General features: G+C 32.2%; 15 protein-coding genes. 9 read left to right on the forward strand and 6 right to left on the reverse strand.

What is annotated here, in order from left to right; all coding sequences use genetic code 11:
- Positions 1-21: 21 nt before the first annotated feature.
- Genes ASC44_RS11815 through ASC44_RS11825 form a run of 3 tightly spaced genes read right to left on the reverse strand, consistent with a single transcriptional unit; the run spans position 22 to position 4,021 of the window.
- The gene (locus ASC44_RS11815) at positions 22-2,562 is read right to left on the reverse strand and encodes a TonB-dependent receptor (RefSeq protein ID WP_055447793.1); all 2,541 of its coding nucleotides are present in this window, start codon (positions 2,560-2,562) and stop codon (positions 22-24) included.
- Positions 2,552-3,457: a FecR family protein gene (locus ASC44_RS11820; protein WP_055447794.1), complete on the reverse strand. Its 906-nt coding sequence runs from the start codon at positions 3,455-3,457 to the stop codon at positions 2,552-2,554. The genes ASC44_RS11815 and ASC44_RS11820 overlap by 11 nt, the downstream gene beginning before the upstream one ends.
- Positions 3,458-3,508: 51 nt before the next feature.
- Positions 3,509-4,021, reverse strand: coding sequence for an RNA polymerase sigma factor (locus ASC44_RS11825; protein ID WP_055447795.1), 513 nt, complete (start codon positions 4,019-4,021; stop codon positions 3,509-3,511).
- A gap of 310 nt (positions 4,022-4,331) precedes the next feature.
- Here ASC44_RS11825 and ASC44_RS11830 point away from each other — a divergent pair, with 310 nt between their 5' ends.
- The 3 genes from ASC44_RS11830 (at position 4,332) to ASC44_RS11840 (ending at position 6,886) form a co-directional block, all read left to right on the forward strand.
- Positions 4,332-5,390 (forward strand): hypothetical protein, encoded by a 1,059-nt coding sequence (locus tag ASC44_RS11830; protein WP_055447796.1) that lies wholly within the window; start codon positions 4,332-4,334, stop codon positions 5,388-5,390.
- 85 nt (positions 5,391-5,475) lie between these two features.
- Positions 5,476-6,267, forward strand: coding sequence for a zinc metalloprotease (locus tag ASC44_RS11835; protein WP_055447797.1), 792 nt, complete (start codon positions 5,476-5,478; stop codon positions 6,265-6,267).
- Positions 6,268-6,292: 25 nt separating this feature from the next.
- Entirely contained in the window at positions 6,293-6,886 is a 594-nt protein-coding gene (locus tag ASC44_RS11840) for a porin family protein (RefSeq protein WP_055447960.1), read from the forward strand.
- A gap of 118 nt (positions 6,887-7,004) precedes the next feature.
- Here ASC44_RS11840 and pruA read toward each other — a convergent pair whose 3' ends face one another.
- Positions 7,005-8,633: an L-glutamate gamma-semialdehyde dehydrogenase gene (gene pruA, locus ASC44_RS11845; protein WP_055447961.1), complete on the reverse strand. Its 1,629-nt coding sequence runs from the start codon at positions 8,631-8,633 to the stop codon at positions 7,005-7,007.
- A 168-nt stretch (positions 8,634-8,801) separates the two neighbouring features.
- Between pruA and ASC44_RS11850 the strand changes: the two genes are divergently transcribed.
- Both ASC44_RS11850 and ASC44_RS11855 read left to right on the forward strand, forming a co-directional pair.
- A complete protein-coding gene (locus ASC44_RS11850) occupies positions 8,802-9,527 on the forward strand; it encodes an NRDE family protein (RefSeq protein WP_055447798.1) in 726 nt (241 codons plus the stop codon).
- Complete coding sequence (locus ASC44_RS11855) at positions 9,520-10,527, forward strand: DUF6695 family protein (protein WP_055447799.1); 1,008 nt, start codon at positions 9,520-9,522, stop codon at positions 10,525-10,527. The genes ASC44_RS11850 and ASC44_RS11855 overlap by 8 nt, the downstream gene beginning before the upstream one ends.
- Here the strand turns inward: ASC44_RS11855 and apaG are convergent.
- Positions 10,524-10,910: a Co2+/Mg2+ efflux protein ApaG gene (gene apaG, locus ASC44_RS11860; RefSeq protein WP_055447800.1), complete on the reverse strand. Its 387-nt coding sequence runs from the start codon at positions 10,908-10,910 to the stop codon at positions 10,524-10,526. The genes ASC44_RS11855 and apaG overlap by 4 nt on opposite strands.
- Positions 10,911-11,008: 98 nt before the next feature.
- Positions 11,009-12,259 (reverse strand): type IX secretion system plug protein, encoded by a 1,251-nt coding sequence (locus ASC44_RS11865; RefSeq protein ID WP_055447801.1) that lies wholly within the window; start codon positions 12,257-12,259, stop codon positions 11,009-11,011.
- A 192-nt stretch (positions 12,260-12,451) separates the two neighbouring features.
- Here ASC44_RS11865 and ASC44_RS11870 point away from each other — a divergent pair, with 192 nt between their 5' ends.
- Genes ASC44_RS11870 through ASC44_RS11885 form a run of 4 tightly spaced genes read left to right on the forward strand, consistent with a single transcriptional unit; the run spans position 12,452 to position 16,443 of the window.
- A complete protein-coding gene (locus ASC44_RS11870) occupies positions 12,452-13,807 on the forward strand; it encodes a Na(+)-translocating NADH-quinone reductase subunit A (protein WP_055447802.1) in 1,356 nt (451 codons plus the stop codon).
- A complete protein-coding gene (locus ASC44_RS11875) occupies positions 13,807-15,048 on the forward strand; it encodes an NADH:ubiquinone reductase (Na(+)-transporting) subunit B (protein WP_055447803.1) in 1,242 nt (413 codons plus the stop codon). Before ASC44_RS11870 ends, ASC44_RS11875 begins: the two co-directional genes overlap by 1 nt.
- A 2-nt stretch (positions 15,049-15,050) precedes the next feature.
- Positions 15,051-15,797 (forward strand): Na(+)-translocating NADH-quinone reductase subunit C, encoded by a 747-nt coding sequence (locus tag ASC44_RS11880; RefSeq protein ID WP_055447804.1) that lies wholly within the window; start codon positions 15,051-15,053, stop codon positions 15,795-15,797.
- Position 15,798: 1 nt separating this feature from the next.
- Complete coding sequence (locus ASC44_RS11885) at positions 15,799-16,443, forward strand: NADH:ubiquinone reductase (Na(+)-transporting) subunit D (RefSeq protein ID WP_055447805.1); 645 nt, start codon at positions 15,799-15,801, stop codon at positions 16,441-16,443.
- Positions 16,444-16,484 lie beyond the last annotated feature (41 nt).

Genomic DNA, 16,484 nt, shown 5'->3' on the forward strand with positions numbered 1-16,484 from the left:
ACTCATAAAATAAGTATGCTACTAAAATCTAATTCTAAAACTAGCGTTTGGAGTTAGTTTTAGTGATTTGTTGTCTATTTCAATGGTCTTTTCAGAGTCGTTTGGGTCTACTTCGTAATAGCGATTAATTACATTATTTTGGTTTGTTAGATTTATAATTCCCAAATTTAATGTGCCTTTTATGGCATTAGACATCTTAAACGAATAGCTAATAGAGGTGTCTAAGCGTAAAAAATCGTCTAGATTTTCGTTGTTTGGTAAATCGTAGTTTACAAATAGTGTATTACCATCTTGCACGGTTTCGTTGCCTTCAAGAGGTTTAGTATATGGTTGTCCGGAACGCCATAAGGCACCCACCGATATTTTTAAATCTTCTAAAATATTATAATTAAAAGCTAAAGTAGCAGAGTGTCTTATGTCTATATTATTAGGAAATGCTGAAGGTGTAAAACTCTCAAATTCGTAATCATTAATACTATACGTGTAACTTAACCAAGTACTGTACCTGTTAGTTGTTTTATTTATTAAAAACTCAATACCTTTTGCAGTATAGTTTCCTGTAGCATCTAAGTATTGAAAATTGTTATAAAAACCTTGGTTTCCAGCGGTAATATCTGAAACTAACTTATAAAAACCAGTCGTTTCAATATTTAAATTGTTTTGTTTAAATTCTAGCCCTAAAGAAGCTTGTTTACTAGTTGTAATTGGTATGTTTTCTTCATTTGCTAAAATCCAACGTCTGTTTTCTACACCTAAAAAATCGTCTTGAAAATCTATTTTTTGGGTGGCAGATTGGTTTTTAAATTCACCTTCAATTTTTAAAGCTAATTGCCTAGATAACTTTTGTCTTAAGTTAATTCTTGGGTCAATTAATAATTTATTAAACTTTTGAAAATACGAGGCTCTAACTCCAGCTCTTATATAGGTTTTTCCTTTTCTATATTCGCCTTCGGTATAGAGCGCATGGTTTAACAATACATCTTTCTTTTCTCTATCAAAAGCAGGTAAAGAAACGTTCGTGCTGTTTGATATTCCTGTTTCGTTAAACTGATAGCCTGCTAAAAGTGTGAAGTTAGAATTTAAATGGTAAAAACTGTTTAATTTAATTCCTGTTTCTAAAACTTGATTGCCTTGTTGTAATAATTGATTGGTCTCGACTCTTAAATCGGAAGCATCTACAGTGTACCTAGAATAATAAGCTAATAGTTTAGTGTTAAATTTAGAGCTCCAATTGGCCTGCCAATGTCCTCCAAAACCTAAGTTTTCTTGAGTTAAATTACTTGATTTCGTTGTTGTACTATTATTAGAATCTATATTGGTTTCAGAATAATCTAAATTGTTATTTATGTATATAACATTGGTTCTAAAGGTATGTTTATCGTTTAAATCGAACAATAACTTAGCAGAATAATCATAAAAAGAGAAGTCTGATGATGCGCTACCATTCTCAATAGATTGGTTATTGTTCAAGTCGCTATCCTGAAAACTTCTTGTAAAGTAGTTGTCGTAAGTAGGCGTAGATAATACATCTGTAAAAGAACGTCTTCCAGAAACATGAAGCTCTAATTTTTTAGTAATCGGAATTTCTAAAAAAGCATCTCCGCTAATAAGGTTAATTCCTGCTCCGCCAGAAAAAGAATTGCTTAGCTCGTTTTTTGTAGACATGTTAATTGTGCTAGAAACACCATCACTATATTGGCTACTCGTTCCATTTTTACTTACAGTAACTTTATTAGTAAGATTAGGATTGTAAGCCGAAATTAAACCAAAAAAATGTCCTGAATGATACATTTTTATATCATCCCAAAGCATTAGGTTTTCATCGTTAGAACCACCACGTACATTTATATTAGCAATACTTTCGTTTGCACTTTCTATACCTGGTAATGCTTGTATAGATTGTAAAATATCGGGTTCTATTAAACCAGGAAGAATACCAAATTGCTCTGTATTTAATACTGTGCTTCCGTCTAAGCGTTTTTGTAAACCTGTAGTTAAAAACTTAGTGATATAAACTTGATTGAGTTGAAAATTACTTTCTAATAGCTCAATTTTAGTACAATTGTTTTCTTTTGAAAACAGTTGGTTCGCTATAAGCTCTTGGCTTTCGTAACCTAAAAACGAGATTGTAATTTTAGAGTTTAAAGGGATTGCGTTTAATTTAAATGCTCCAATAGTATTTGTAGTTGTTCCGCGTTGGGTATTATTTACAACAATTGAAGCTCCAAGCAAAGGAGTGTTATTTACTCCATACACAAGACCACAAATTGTTATGCGTTTTTCTAGAACAGAAACAGTAATGTATCGTTTATCTAGAGCTTTAAAGTTTAAAAGTGTGTTGTTATTTAAATAGGTTAAGGTTTGCTGTAAATTAAAAGTTGTAGAAGGTGTTTTTATTTCTATGCCTAAAACGTCTTCTGTAGCATAAGAAAACTTAACATCGAACTTAGTTTCAGTAGATTTTAAAAATGTATTAAGCGGAGTTTTCTCTGTTGTAATTTGACTAAAACAGAGGTTGAAAATGAGAGCAAATAAGCAAAATAAATAATCTTTACTTTTCATATTTGTAGAACGTTATTGTGTTTCCTTTGGCTTTGTAACTTATTTTTAATGGCGTTGTAACCGTTTGTAGTGCAATGTCTTTATTGTTGTAAGTAAATGTTCCGGTGAATAATACTTTGGTATCAATACCTTGGGTTGTTATTTTAATATTATAATGATTTTCTAATTCTTCAATAACATGAGTTAATGGTGCTTTTGCGAAAGAAGCTTCGTGTTGAAGCCAAGTAGGATTTAAGCCATCAATATCTTCTACCAATTGTACTTCTCCGTTAATAACTCTAAAAGATTTTCCTTTTGGTAATTTAATAGTTTCGTTATTAAAGGTTACAGCAACTAGGCCTTCATAACATTGTACTTCAAAATAATTTTCACGCTCTTTTATATTAAACTGTGTACCTAAAACCTGTACTATTCCTGCATCTGTGTTTACTGTAAATTTTTCTCCTTTGCTAACTTTAAAAAAGGCTTCTCCGTCTAAATTTAGATTTCTATCTGTTTCCCATTCTTTTTTGTTGTAATCTAAGGAGGAAACTGCATTTAATATTACTTGAGAATTATCAGGAAGTGTAATGGTTTCTGTTTGGGCAATAGTGGTGTTAAAGGACGTTTCATTATTAAAAAATGAAAAATAAGTAACGCATAACATAATGACTAATAGCGCTGCATATTTATATAATGATTTAAAGTTAAAAGGTATAACTTTAGTTTTGCTTGCGTGTTTAGAACGAAAAGCAGCCAATGCATCTTCCGCATTAACTTTTGGAGCTTCCATTTGGGAACTGTAATGTGCTATCTTTTCAATGATTGTAAAATCTTCAGAACGTTTTAAATCCTTAATTTCATCATTAGAAAGCTCATTATCTAACCATTTTAATATGTTTTTTTCGTTTTTCATTTTATTAGTGCTTCAACCTTAAGACAATTAATAAAGTCTTTACCCTACTTTTTATATATTTTCTATATGCTCCCTTAATATACTTAATGCAATAGACATTCTTTTTTCTACAGCTTTTTGAGATATATCTAGCATTTCTGCAATTTCTCTATATTTTTTGCCTTCAATTCTATTTAATAAAAAAACCTCTCTTTGTTTATCTGTTAATAAAGAAATAGCGTTTTGAAGCTTCTTTTTAAACTCTTCTTCTTCTAAAAGGTATTGGGGACTTTCGTTATTGATATCAACATAAGGTGCTGCCTTTGCATATTCCATGACGACCTTTTGATGCTTAATCTTATTTAGAAATAAATTATTAACCGTAGTAAACAAATACGTTTTGGCTTTGCTAAAATCTATTTTAGAACAATTTTCCCAAATTTTAGAAAATGCATCTTGAACTAAATCCAAAGCATTGTCTTTGTCTCCGCATTTATAAAAGGCGAAATTACTGGCATATTGTATATGCTCTAAGTAGAAATTATTAAAAGAAGCTTCATTGCAAAGCTTTTTGTCATTGTTCATTGGGCAAAAATAATAAGAAAGCAAGGTAGTTTAAAAAAAATAAGAATAAAAGTAGGGTATTCTTATTTCGTGTTGTCTTAAGTGCATATTAACATAAAATTAAATATTATGATACCAACAAAAATTTTAGAAATGCTAGAAATTGTATTAGCACTAGTGTTAATTTTTCTTTTGGGATATGCTTTAATTCTAGTAAATCAAATTTTATAAAATAATAGGTAGGGTAGATTAAAAACTAATTGTCTTATTAATATATCGATGAAAATTCGCTAACAAAAAGAAAATAAACTAAATTGAAAAACTTAAAATTATGAAAAACTTAAAATTAATTGCCACAGTATTCCTAACAGCTTTATTAAGCTTTACTTCTTGTCAAGATGAAATTGATAATGAAACAGGAGAAAACCCAAACACGAACACAAACTCGGCAGATTCGCAAACAACATCAAATCTAAAGCGTTCATCGATGTATGATGGGTCTTTTGATGATTTTTTAGACGGAACATCATGCTCATCATTATTATTGCCGTTAACAGCTACCATAAATAATACACAAGTTACTATTGTAAGTGAAACAGATTACCAACAAGTAATAAATATTTTAGGACAGTTTAATACAGACGATGATACAATTGTGTTTCAATTTCCTGTGTCTGTTGCTTTAAGTAACTACACTCAAGTTGTGGTTACAAATCAAGCACAGTTTGATGCTATTGTAGAAGCTTGCGAAGCGGCAGAAGCTACAGCTCAAGACGCCATTTCTTGTATAGAAATAGATTTTCCAATAACTATTCTTACCTACAACCTAAGTGTTGAACAAACAGGAAGTGTAGTTATAGAAAGTGAAGAACAGTTATTTAACTATACTAATAATTTAGGTGAAGACGAGTTGTTTTCTGTTAATTATCCAATTACAATTACTGGAGCAAGTGATGCTACAGCAGTAATTTCTAGTGATATTGAATTGCAAACAAGTGTTCAAGATTGTGTTGATGAAGAGGATGTTATAGAAGATGCTGAAGCAGATGTTGATACCCTAGAACAAATTCTAGTTGATGGATTGTTTCAAGTAGATTCTTTTATAGATTCGGGTCTTGATACAGCAAACCAATATGTAGAGTTTACTATCGATTTTGCTAACGATTTAAGTATTGTGGCAGAAAACACAGTAAATGCAACGATTCAAGATGTTGAAGGTACTTACGAGGTAACATCAGAAACAGAAGTGTTTTTAAGCCTTAACTTTTCTAATAACGCTAGCTTTACTTTATTAAATCAAAATTGGGAAGTTACTAGTTTTAGTAGTACAACAATATCTTTACAGAGTACTACTAATGCAGCTGTAACTCTTGTATTAACTCAGATTTAAAACATATTTCTACTCTTAAATTAATTACTATAAATATAGACTGTCATCTGTTTCAGGTGGCAGTTTTATAAAACACAGTAAAACTATGAAACGTTCTCTTCTTTTATCATTGATATTAGTGCAAATTGTAGCGATGTCTTGTTCTACTGATAATGATAGCGATAATAATAGTACTACCGGAAATAACGATACAGAAAATCCAACATCTCATTTACAGTCTACAGGATCTTCATCTAACGATTTGCTATCAAGCACAACCTTTAATAGTATGGTTGTAGAATTGGTTTATGTAGAAGGTTTTGAGCCTTCGCAAACTAGTGTGGATAATTTTGTATCTTTTTTAGAAGCAAGAACATTTAAACCAAACGGAATTACTGTAGAAAAAAGAGTAATAGTATCTCCAGGCAATGCACCTTATACAAATACAGAAATTAGAAGTATAGAAGATGCTAATAGAACAAAGTTTAATACGGGAAATGAAATAGCAGTTTGGGCCTTTTTTGCAGATGGTTCATCGGCTAATGACTCTGGAAGTGGTGTGGTATTAGGTACAGCTTATAGAAACACTTCTTTTGTTATCTATCAAGAAACAATTCAGGATTTAAGTAATAGTGCCTTCGAGCCAAACAGGTCAGTTTTAGAAACTACAGTAATAACTCATGAATTTGGTCATATCCTTGGTTTAACTAATTTAGGAGCTCCATTACAATCGGCTCATGAAGATGCCGAACATGAAAAGCATTGTGATGTTGAGAGTTGTTTAATGTATTGGGCTTCAGAAACAGGTTCAGGAATATCTAATTTAGTTGGGCAAAGTCAATCGCCACAGTTAGATGCGCAATGTATTGCAGATCTTCAAGCAAATGGAGGTAAATAATTATAAAATTAAAATAAATATTAAAATGAAAAAACAAATAATAGCATTAGCAGTATTACTTATAGCAATAGTTGGAGTAAGTGCTCAAGAAAACACAACAGATAATGAGTCTAGTTTTGGTCTTAAAGGAGGTTATAATTTAGCTTCTGTAAAATTTGATAGCGATTCTGAAACAGGTCAACGTCATGGATTTAATGTTGGATTCTATGGAGAGTCTTTTGTAAGTGAAGCATTAGCCATACAAATCGAGTTTCAATATTCTCAACAAGGTTATGAGATTGAAAATAACAACTCAACATTTACTCAAAAAGTAAATTATATAAACATGCCATTATCATTAAATATTTATCCAACGCCAAATTTCTTTTTAGAAGTTGGAGCACAAGTTGGTTTAGCTATTTCTCATAAAGAAGAATTTGATAGTAGTTTTAATTTATTTGATGTTTCTCAAGAATTCGATCCTAATAAGTTTGATTATGGCGCAAATGTTGGTGCTGGTTTTAAAACAAATTCAGGTGTTAGATTGGCTGCAAGATATCATTTTGGATTAGGTGATATTTACGACGAAGGAAAACCACGAAATAGAGTGTTGCAAATAACCTTAGGTTTCGATTTATAATAAAAAAGATCCATTTGGAAGCTTTTTTTATGCCTTATATTTAGTGTTAGATATTACTAAAAACTAAAAACCCAAAGCATTTGCTTTGGGTTTTTTAATATCTATAATACAGAAATTACTATTCTCCTAAGAAAGGATATCTGTAATCTGTTGGTGTTACAAATGTTTCTTTAATCATTCTTGGTGACACCCAACGTTGTAAGTTTAATATACTTCCAGCTTTATCGTTAGTTCCAGATCCTCTAGCACCTCCAAATGGTTGTTGTCCTACAACAGCACCAGTTGGTTTATCGTTAATATAGAAGTTTCCAGCACAGTTTTGTAATGCTTTAGTCGCTTCAATAACTGCATATCTGTCTTTCGCTAAAATAGCTCCAGTTAATGCATAGTCACTAGTTTCGTCTACTAATTTTAATGTTTTAGAGTAATCTTCATCTTCAAAAACATAAATAGTCATTACAGGTCCAAATAACTCATCACACATTGTTGTGTATTTTGGATCGTTTGTTACAATAACGGTAGGTTCAATAAAGTAACCTTTACTTTTATCATGACCACCACCAACTATAATTTCAGCATTGTCATCAGCTTTCGCTTGATCAATATATTTTGCTAATTTATCAAAAGAACCTTCATGAATAACTGCAGTAATAAAGTTTTCCATGTCTGCAGGAGAACCCATTTTAAAAGAGTTTACATCTTCTACTAATTGTTCTTTAACATCTTTCCAGATGCTTTTAGAAACGTAAGCACGAGAAGCCGCACTACATTTTTGTCCTTGAAATTCGAAAGAACCACGTGCAATAGCTGTTGCTACTTGCGCAGGATTAGCACTTGCGTGTGCAACAATAAAATCTTTACCACCAGTTTCTCCAACAATTTTTGGGTACGTTTTGTAGTTGTGGATATTGTTACCAATTTGTTTCCAAAGTTCTTTAAATATATATGTAGAACCTGTAAAGTGTAATCCAGAAAAGTCAGGACTTGCTAATACAGTTTCAGTAATCATTACTGGATCTCCAAAAACAACATTTATTACACCTGGAGGTACACCAGCTTCATCAAAAACATCCATAATTACTTTTGCAGAATAGATTTGAGAATCACTAGGTTTCCAAACCACAACATTACCCATCATTGCCATACAAGCAGGTAAGTTTCCAGCAATAGCAGTAAAGTTAAAAGGCGTTACAGCATATACAAAACCTTCAAGAGGTCTATATTCTACACGATTCCAAGCACCACTTGTACTTTCTGGTTGTTCATGGTACATATCTGTCATGAACTGTACGTTAAAACGTAAGAAATCTATAAACTCACAAGAAGCATCAATTTCTGCTTGGTGTATTGTTTTAGACTGTGCCATCATTGTTGCAGCATTAATTCTAGCTCTATATGGTCCAGCAATTAATTCGGCAGCTTTTAAAAATATTCCAGCTCTGTGTTCCCAAGGCATTTCTGCCCAGTTTGTTCTTGCTTCTAAAGCTGTAGAAATAGCTTCGTCAACATGAGATTTTTCAGCTAAATGGTAGTGTCCAACAACATGTTTGTGATCGTGTGGAGGAGACATTGGCTTAGTGTTTCCAGTCTTTACATCCTTTCCATTAATATACATTGGCACATCTAAAGTGCTGTTATACATTTCTTTGTAAGCTTTAGAAATAGCTTCACGATATTCGCACCCAGGAGCATAAGCTCTTACAGGTTCGTTTACTGCGATTGGTACGTTAAAAAATCCTTTTCCCATTGTAAATTTATTTGCAACTTCCATAAAAATGGAAGTCTTCTATTAATATTAATTGTCTAAAATTGAAATACAAAGTTACAAAATTTTTAAGTATTTCTTTCTGAAGGAAATGCCAAAGAAATCTTATTTTTTTGTAAGTTGCCAACACAATTTAGGACTATCATTGTTATGTGTACAGTAAGTATTTTTTATAAAGGAAATAATGATTTTGTGTTAACCTCGAATAGAGACGAAGCACCAAATAGAAAAGCCTTATCCCCAGATTTTTATACTATTAATTCTACTGAGTTATTAATGCCTAAAGATGAGCAATCTGGCGGTAGTTGGATTGGTGCAAGTGCTAAAAATAGAATTGTTTGTTTGTTGAATGGTGGTTTTACGCTTCATAAAAGACAAACAGCATACAGACAAAGTCGTGGTGTTGTAGTTACAGATTTGTTAACAGCTACAGATATTGAAGCGACTATAGAATCTTACAATTTGGAGGATATAGAGCCTTTTACTATTGTAATTGCCGACTGGAATGCTGATTTAAAGTTCTATGAATTGGTCTGGGATGCTAAACAAAAACATTTTCAACAATTACCATTAGAAACAAGAATTTGGTCGTCTTCTACATTATATACTGAAGATAAAAAACAAGCAAGACGCGATTGGTTTCAAGATTTTAAATCTAAAAGCGAGTTGTCTTCAAGTACTTTGTTAGCGTTTCATAAAACAGCAGGAAAAGGTAATAAAGATTTTGGTGTTGTTATGGATCGTGGTGTTGTGAAAACCACAAGTATTACTCAAATTGAAAAAACGGATGCTTTTTTAGAAATGCGATTTAATAATTTGAACACTTCAGAAAAAACAAGTAAAACTTTTAATCTTGCCGAAATTATTAATGAGTAATCCACAAGAAAACACAGGTATAATAATAACACTTGCTTATCCAGATACTATCGTATCTCATGCTGAAGAGTGGTACTCTCCTTATTTAAGATATGTTGGAGTGGGAAGTAAAACAAGTGTTCGCGCAGGACATGCAGCTTTAGTTTTAATAGATAATAAGGCTGGTGTTTTAGAATATCACGATTTTGGGCGTTATATAACTTCAGAGCCAAATGGACGCGTTCGAGGAGAGCATACGGATAACGAATTGTCGTTTCCGCTTAAAGCGGAAATAAAAGATGGTGAGATTAAAAATCTAGATGCGATTTTAAAATTTTTAGCAACCAATCCAAAACTCACGCATGGTGATGGAAGGATGGTAGCTTCGGTTTGTAATACTATAAATTACAACAAGGCAAGAACTTATATTACTGAAATGCAAGAACGTGGCTTTATTTATTACGCTGCTTTTAAAAAAGAAGCTTGTAATTGTGCGCGTTTTGTAACAGACAGTTTAATTGCTTCGGTAACACATTTAAAAACTAAAAAAGCTTTAGAAAATTCTAAATGGTTTACGCCAAGTACAGTTGGAAATGTTTTATTAGCTAATACTAGTGATCATCCTTTTGAAGTCTCAGATAAAGGAGAAATTAAAGAATATAAAGGTTCTCAGCAAAGCGAAAATCTAAAATGTTTTTTAGATAGATTAAAAGATTATAAACCAAGTAAAATAGGAACAACTATTCCAAAAGAAGTTGAAGGTCTTCATGAAAGTGCACAATGGTTGTCTGGAATTGCAGCTGGAGCTTGGTATGAGATTTATAAAACTGAAATTTTAAACGAATATCGATACAAGCGTATTTCTCCTCATGGAAATGTGGATTGTGATGCTATTTATATTGCTACAGATTCAGATTTTAATTACGAAGAAGAATATAAAATTATTCATTATTCTAACTGTCATTTCTTTCATTTAGAACAAAAAGAAAAAGTATTTAGATTTAATAGGAAAGAAGCTTAGTTTATAGCAAACGGAGCGCTTAGTTTAAAAGTAGGAATAGCTACATCAAACTTTTTAGTGGTGGTAAAGTTTACCATACTATAATGTCCTCGCATAGCTCCAAAAGGAGAGGTTAATAAACATCCTGAAGAATAGGAGTGAGATTCACCAGGTTTAAGTACTGGTTTTTTTCCAATAACACCTTCTCCAGAAACGGTTTCAACATTGTTTAACGCGTCAAGAATAACCCAATGTCTTGCATTGAGCTGCACAGAGTCTTTGCTCTGGTTCTCAATAGTAACTTGGTATCCAAAGGCATAATGTATTTTATAATTTTTATAAAAAGTGCCTTCAAAATTAGTTTCTACCGAAATCTTTATGCCTCTTGTTACTTGTTGAACCATTTTTGTTTTTAAGTATTCTATGCTAAAGTACTAATATTACTGCAATTATTACAATAATAGCAGTCAATTCAAACATATTTTAACTATTCTTCAATAATTTAGTTTGTAATATTGACAGAGTTACCTTCGCCTAAACCAATTATTCTATCATATCTAGCGCCTAAATCTCTATAGTATGCTAATACCTTATAACTGTTTTCTGTTTGATGAAAATTACCACTAATTGCGTTTTCATCTATGCTACCATCTTCATTTTTAATAACATATTTATAACTATAAAAACCTTGCTTTAAAAGCAGTTTCCCTTCATAAGTACTCCCTTCCTCAATATACGTAAGTTGTGTACTTTCGTCTACAGCATAGTTGTTAAAATTACCATAAACGTGCAGTGTTTGCCCTTTTTGTAGTTTATTTATTTCTAATGCAAAATGAACTTGAGCGTAATCTGCACTAATATTAGGAGTGTCTGTGTCTAAAGCTGTGATAAGAAAATTTCCATTAATATCTGGATTATAAGTATAAGCGCTATTTGCTCGCGAGACGTTTTTGTATAAATAGCTATTGTAAAGATCCTTTAATTCTATAAACTGAACACCTGTATTTGCACCTCTTAAATCTTTGTTTTCAAAATAAAGGTATTCGTTTCCAGCATAAAAACTAGTGCCTTTTACATATCTATATTGTAATTCGTTACCCAGTATGTATTGAGGTTTTACGTTTTTAATAGCGGTTCTTAAATTGTTATTCTGGATGATTACTGTTTTTACAGTTTGTAATGGGTTGTTAAATATTAAAGATGAAGAACTGATTGCAATATCAACAGTGTGTTTAGCTTTTATTTCACTAACATCTCGCGAGCGTTTAATCGCTACTCCAACCGATGCAATGTCTTCGTAAACCATAAATTTTCTGGTAAATTCGATATCATCATCTTCGTTATAAATAGTAATTAGGTAGTTTCCAGATTTTGTTATGCCACGTGTTTGCTCGTTTGGAACGGTTAGGGTGAAATGTGAATACACCTGATATGTATTAAAAGAATTGTTCCATATTCTAATACGTTGCTCATTAAAACCGTCTAAGTACTCAGATTGTACTAAAACCGAAGGTGTCCAATCGTAATTATAGTGCTTTATTTCGTAATAGTAATCATCCTCATTTCCGTTTAAAACATCGAATTCTAAAACAAGATATTCGCCAAGCTTTAAAATAGGTAACTGACTTTCCGGTGTGTCTCCTTTAAAAGTGATGGTTTTTATTTCTTCGGTAGGGTTTATCTCTTCAACTTGACTAAAAACAGAAGTAGATGCTAGTAAAAATAATAATATATGCTTAACGCTAGACGCCATAAATGAGGGTTTTCTTCGTGTAAATATAAGCAAAATCTATGCCTAATTCGAAACTGTTATTTAGAATAATTATAAATAAATTATCTGTGTGCTTTATAGGAAAGAGTTTTTATTATTAATTCGTATTTTTGCAGCGATTTTTCACGCTTGAAAAATCACTTAGCTAAACTATTAACAAATAGATTTGTACACATGTCAAACGACATTAAGATTAAAAAAGGTCTAGATATAAAACTTGAAGGAGCTGCAGAAAAGGTAACAGAAAATGCCATAAAAAGCAACACTTGTACGGTTAGACCAGAAGACTTTCACAGTGTAATTCCAAAATTATCGGTTAAGGTTGGTGAAAAAGTAAAAGCTGGACAAGCTTTGTTTTTCGATAAAACCAACATAAACGTAAAATTTGCTTCACCAGTTTCTGGAGAAGTTACTGAAATTGCTCGCGGTGAAAAACGTAAAATTCTTTCAATAACAGTTCAAGCAGATAAAGAGCAATCTTTCGAAGATTTTGGAGCTTTAAACATAGATTCGGCAAAAGCTGAAGATATTAAAGCAAGATTATTAGCTTCAGGTTGTTGGGCATTTGTAAAGCAACGTCCTTACGATGTGATTGCAAATCCAGAAGTTGCTCCAAAAGCAATTTTTGTTTCGGCATACGCTAGTGCGCCTTTAGCTGCAGATTTAGACTATACCTTAGCTGGTAAAGAAGCAGAGTTGCAAGCAGCAGTTTCAGCTTTAGCTAAATTAACAGCAGGAAAAGTACATGTTGGTGTTGGTAAAAACGGTAATTCGCCATTGGCAGGATTATCTAATGTTACTGTACACAATGTATCTGGACCGCATCCATCAGGAAATGTTGGAACATTAATTAATAAAATAGATCCAGTAAATAAAGGAGAATCAGTTTGGACTGTTGCTGCTCAAGATCTAGTTATTATTGGTGAGCTATTATTAACTGGTAAATTTAATGCTGAGCGCACAGTTGCTTTAGCAGGATCATCGGTTAAAAAACCACGTTATTTTAAAACCAAAATAGGAAGCGAAATTGCAACTATGGTTTACGATAATGGTGTAGATAAAGACGGAAATGATAGAATTATTTCTGGAAACGTTTTATCTGGAAAACAAGTAAAACCAGATGGTGCTTTAGATTACTACAGTAATGTGGTATCTGTAATACCAGAAGGTGATGATTACGAGTTTTTTGGTTGGAACAAACCTGTTTTCAATAAAGTATCAACCTCTAGAGCTTTAACTTTTTCATGGTTAACACCTAAAAAGAAATTTGCTTTAAATACAAATACAAACGGAGAACATAGAAATTTTGTTACTACTGGAACTTATGAGGAAGTATTTCCTTTAGATATTTTTCCTATGCAAATTTTAAAATCTTGTATGTATCAAGATTTAGATGAAATGGAAGCTTTAGGAATGTACGAAGTTGCACCAGAAGATTTCGCCTTAACAGAATTTGTTTGTGTGTCTAAGCAACCACATCAAGATATTATTAGAAAAGGTTTAGACTTAATGCTTAAAGAAATAGGATAATGGGTTTAAAAAGTAATTTACACAATTTAAAAGAAAAGTATAAGGGAACTAAAATGGCGCCTGCATTTAATGCAATCCATACCTTTTTATACTTGCCAAATGAGACGACACATAACGGAACTCATATTAAGGCAGCCGATGATTTAAAGCGTACCATGAACATAGTTATTATGGCTATGATACCATGTTTAATCTTCGGAATGTTTAACGCAGGTTACCAACACTACTCAGCAATAGATGCATTAGCAGGTGTTGCAAGAGAAGTGTCTTTATTTGGAAACTTTTTAACTTGGGATAATTTTGTTATTGGTGCATGGAAAGTGTTACCATTAGTAATTGTTTCTTATGGAGTTGGTTTATTAGTCGAATTTATTTTCGCAGTAATAAAAGGACACGAAGTAGAAGAAGGTTATTTAGTAACAGGAATGTTAGTACCGTTAATAGTACCAATCGATATTCCATTATGGATGTTATCTGTTGCCGTTATTTTTGGTGTAGTAATAGGTAAAGAAGTATTTGGTGGAACAGGAATGAATATTCTTAATCCAGCATTAACAATACGTGCCTTTTTATTCTTCGCTTATCCAACTTGGATGTCTGGAGACAAAGTTTGGGTACATGGTGCAGATCCTAGAGTTCAAGATCTTGCGGCTGGAGCAACACCAGATGCATTGTCTGGAGAAACTATTTTAGGAAGCTTAGCCCAAAATAATACTGGTATGCTAGACTCGGCTGGTGATGTATGGAATGCATTCTTCGGATTTATTCCTGGTTCAGTTGGTGAGACTTCTACCTTATTAATAATATTAGGCGGATTATTCTTAGTGTTTTCTAAAGTAGGAAGCTGGAGAATAATGTTATCATCTGTATTAGGTGCCATTGTTATGGGATTAATATTTAATGGTATTGCAGATTCTGGTTTTATTTCAGAAACAAGTAAGTTTTACGGTTTAATGAGTACAGATTTCTGGATGCATTTACTAATTGGAGGTTTTGCCTTTGGTACAGTATACATGGCAACAGATCCTGTAACTGCGTCGCAAACTAATAAAGGAAAGATTGTTTATGGATTTTTAATTGGTATACTTTCTATTATGATTCGTGTATTCAATCCAGCATATCCAGAAGGTGTAATGCTAGCCATTTTATTAATGAATGTCTTTGCACCAACTATCGATCATTACGTAGTACAAGGAAATGTAAAACGTAGAATGAAACGTTTAAAAGTTAAAACAGCATAATTATGGCAGTTAATACAGATAAAAACTCATATACTATACTATTTGCTATTGCAATGGTAGTAGTAGTAGGTTCTTTATTAGCCTTTACAGCATCGTCTTTAAAGCCTAATATAGAAGAGAATAAAAGAATGGAAAAGCAGCAGAATATTCTGTATGCAATGGGAGTTAATGGAAATGAAGGCACAGGAGATATTACTTTTGTGTCTACAGATAAAGTTGCAGGTGAATTTGCAACTTACATTAAAGAACAATTAGTAATCGAAAATGGTGTTGCGAAAGCAGATGATCAAGCTTACTTAATTGATGTTAAAAAAGAACAAGCAAAAGCTAAAAATGGAGGAACAAGACGTCTACCTTTATTTATTGGTGAGAAAGATGGTAAAACATCTTATATCGTACCAATAAGAGGCAAAGGACTTTGGGATGCTATTTGGGGTTTTGTTGCTTTAGATAAAAACATGGTTGTTCAGGGTGCATTTTTCGATCACGCTGGTGAAACACCTGGTTTAGGAGCTAACATTAAGCAGCGTTACTTTATGGACGATTTTAATGGTGAAAAACTATTAAATGATAAAGGCGTTTTTAAAGGCATTAAAGTAGCCAAAGGAAATAACGATCCAATCAACAAGATAAAAGATGATAATGAGGTTGATGCCCTTGCCGGAGCAACAATTACAGGAGATGGTGTATCTGCAATGATAAAGAAAGATTTAAAATTGTATTTACCTTACTTTAAAAACTTAAAATAATATGGGACTACTTTCAAAAAAAGACGCAAAGTTAATCACAGATCCATTAGCAGATAATAACCCAATTACTATTCAAGTATTAGGTATTTGTTCTGCATTAGCAATTACGGCAGAGCTTAAGGCTTCGTTAGTAATGGGAATTGCTGTATTGTTTGTACTTAGTGTAGGTAATGTAGTAATCTCTTTAATGAGAAACATCATTCCTTCAAAAATTAGAATTATTGTTCAATTAATAGTAGTTGCTGCTTTAGTAATTATTGTAGATCAAGTACTAAAAGCTTTTGCTTTCGAATTAAGTAAAACACTTTCAGTATTTATTGGGTTAATTATTACCAACTGTATTATTATGGGACGTTTTGAAGCTTTTGCTTTAGCAAACAAACCGTGGCAATCGTTTTTAGATGGTATTGGTAATGCATTAGGTTACGCAGTTATTTTAATAATTGTTGGTTTCTTTAGAGAGCTTTTAGGATCAGGAACTTTATTTGGAATTCCTGTATTAGGAGATCCAATTGAAATGACAGGCGTTTATGCTTTAGGTTACGAAAACAATGGTTTTATGTTAATGCCTCCAATGGCTTTAATAATTGTTGGATTAATAATCTGGGTACAACGTAGTAGAAATAAAGATTTAATAGAAGACTAAAAAAGTTTGCAGTATTCAGTTCGCAGTTTGCAGTCTAACTC

This window comes from Lacinutrix mariniflava (assembly GCF_001418015.1).
Lineage (GTDB): Bacteria > Bacteroidota > Bacteroidia > Flavobacteriales > Flavobacteriaceae > Lacinutrix > Lacinutrix mariniflava.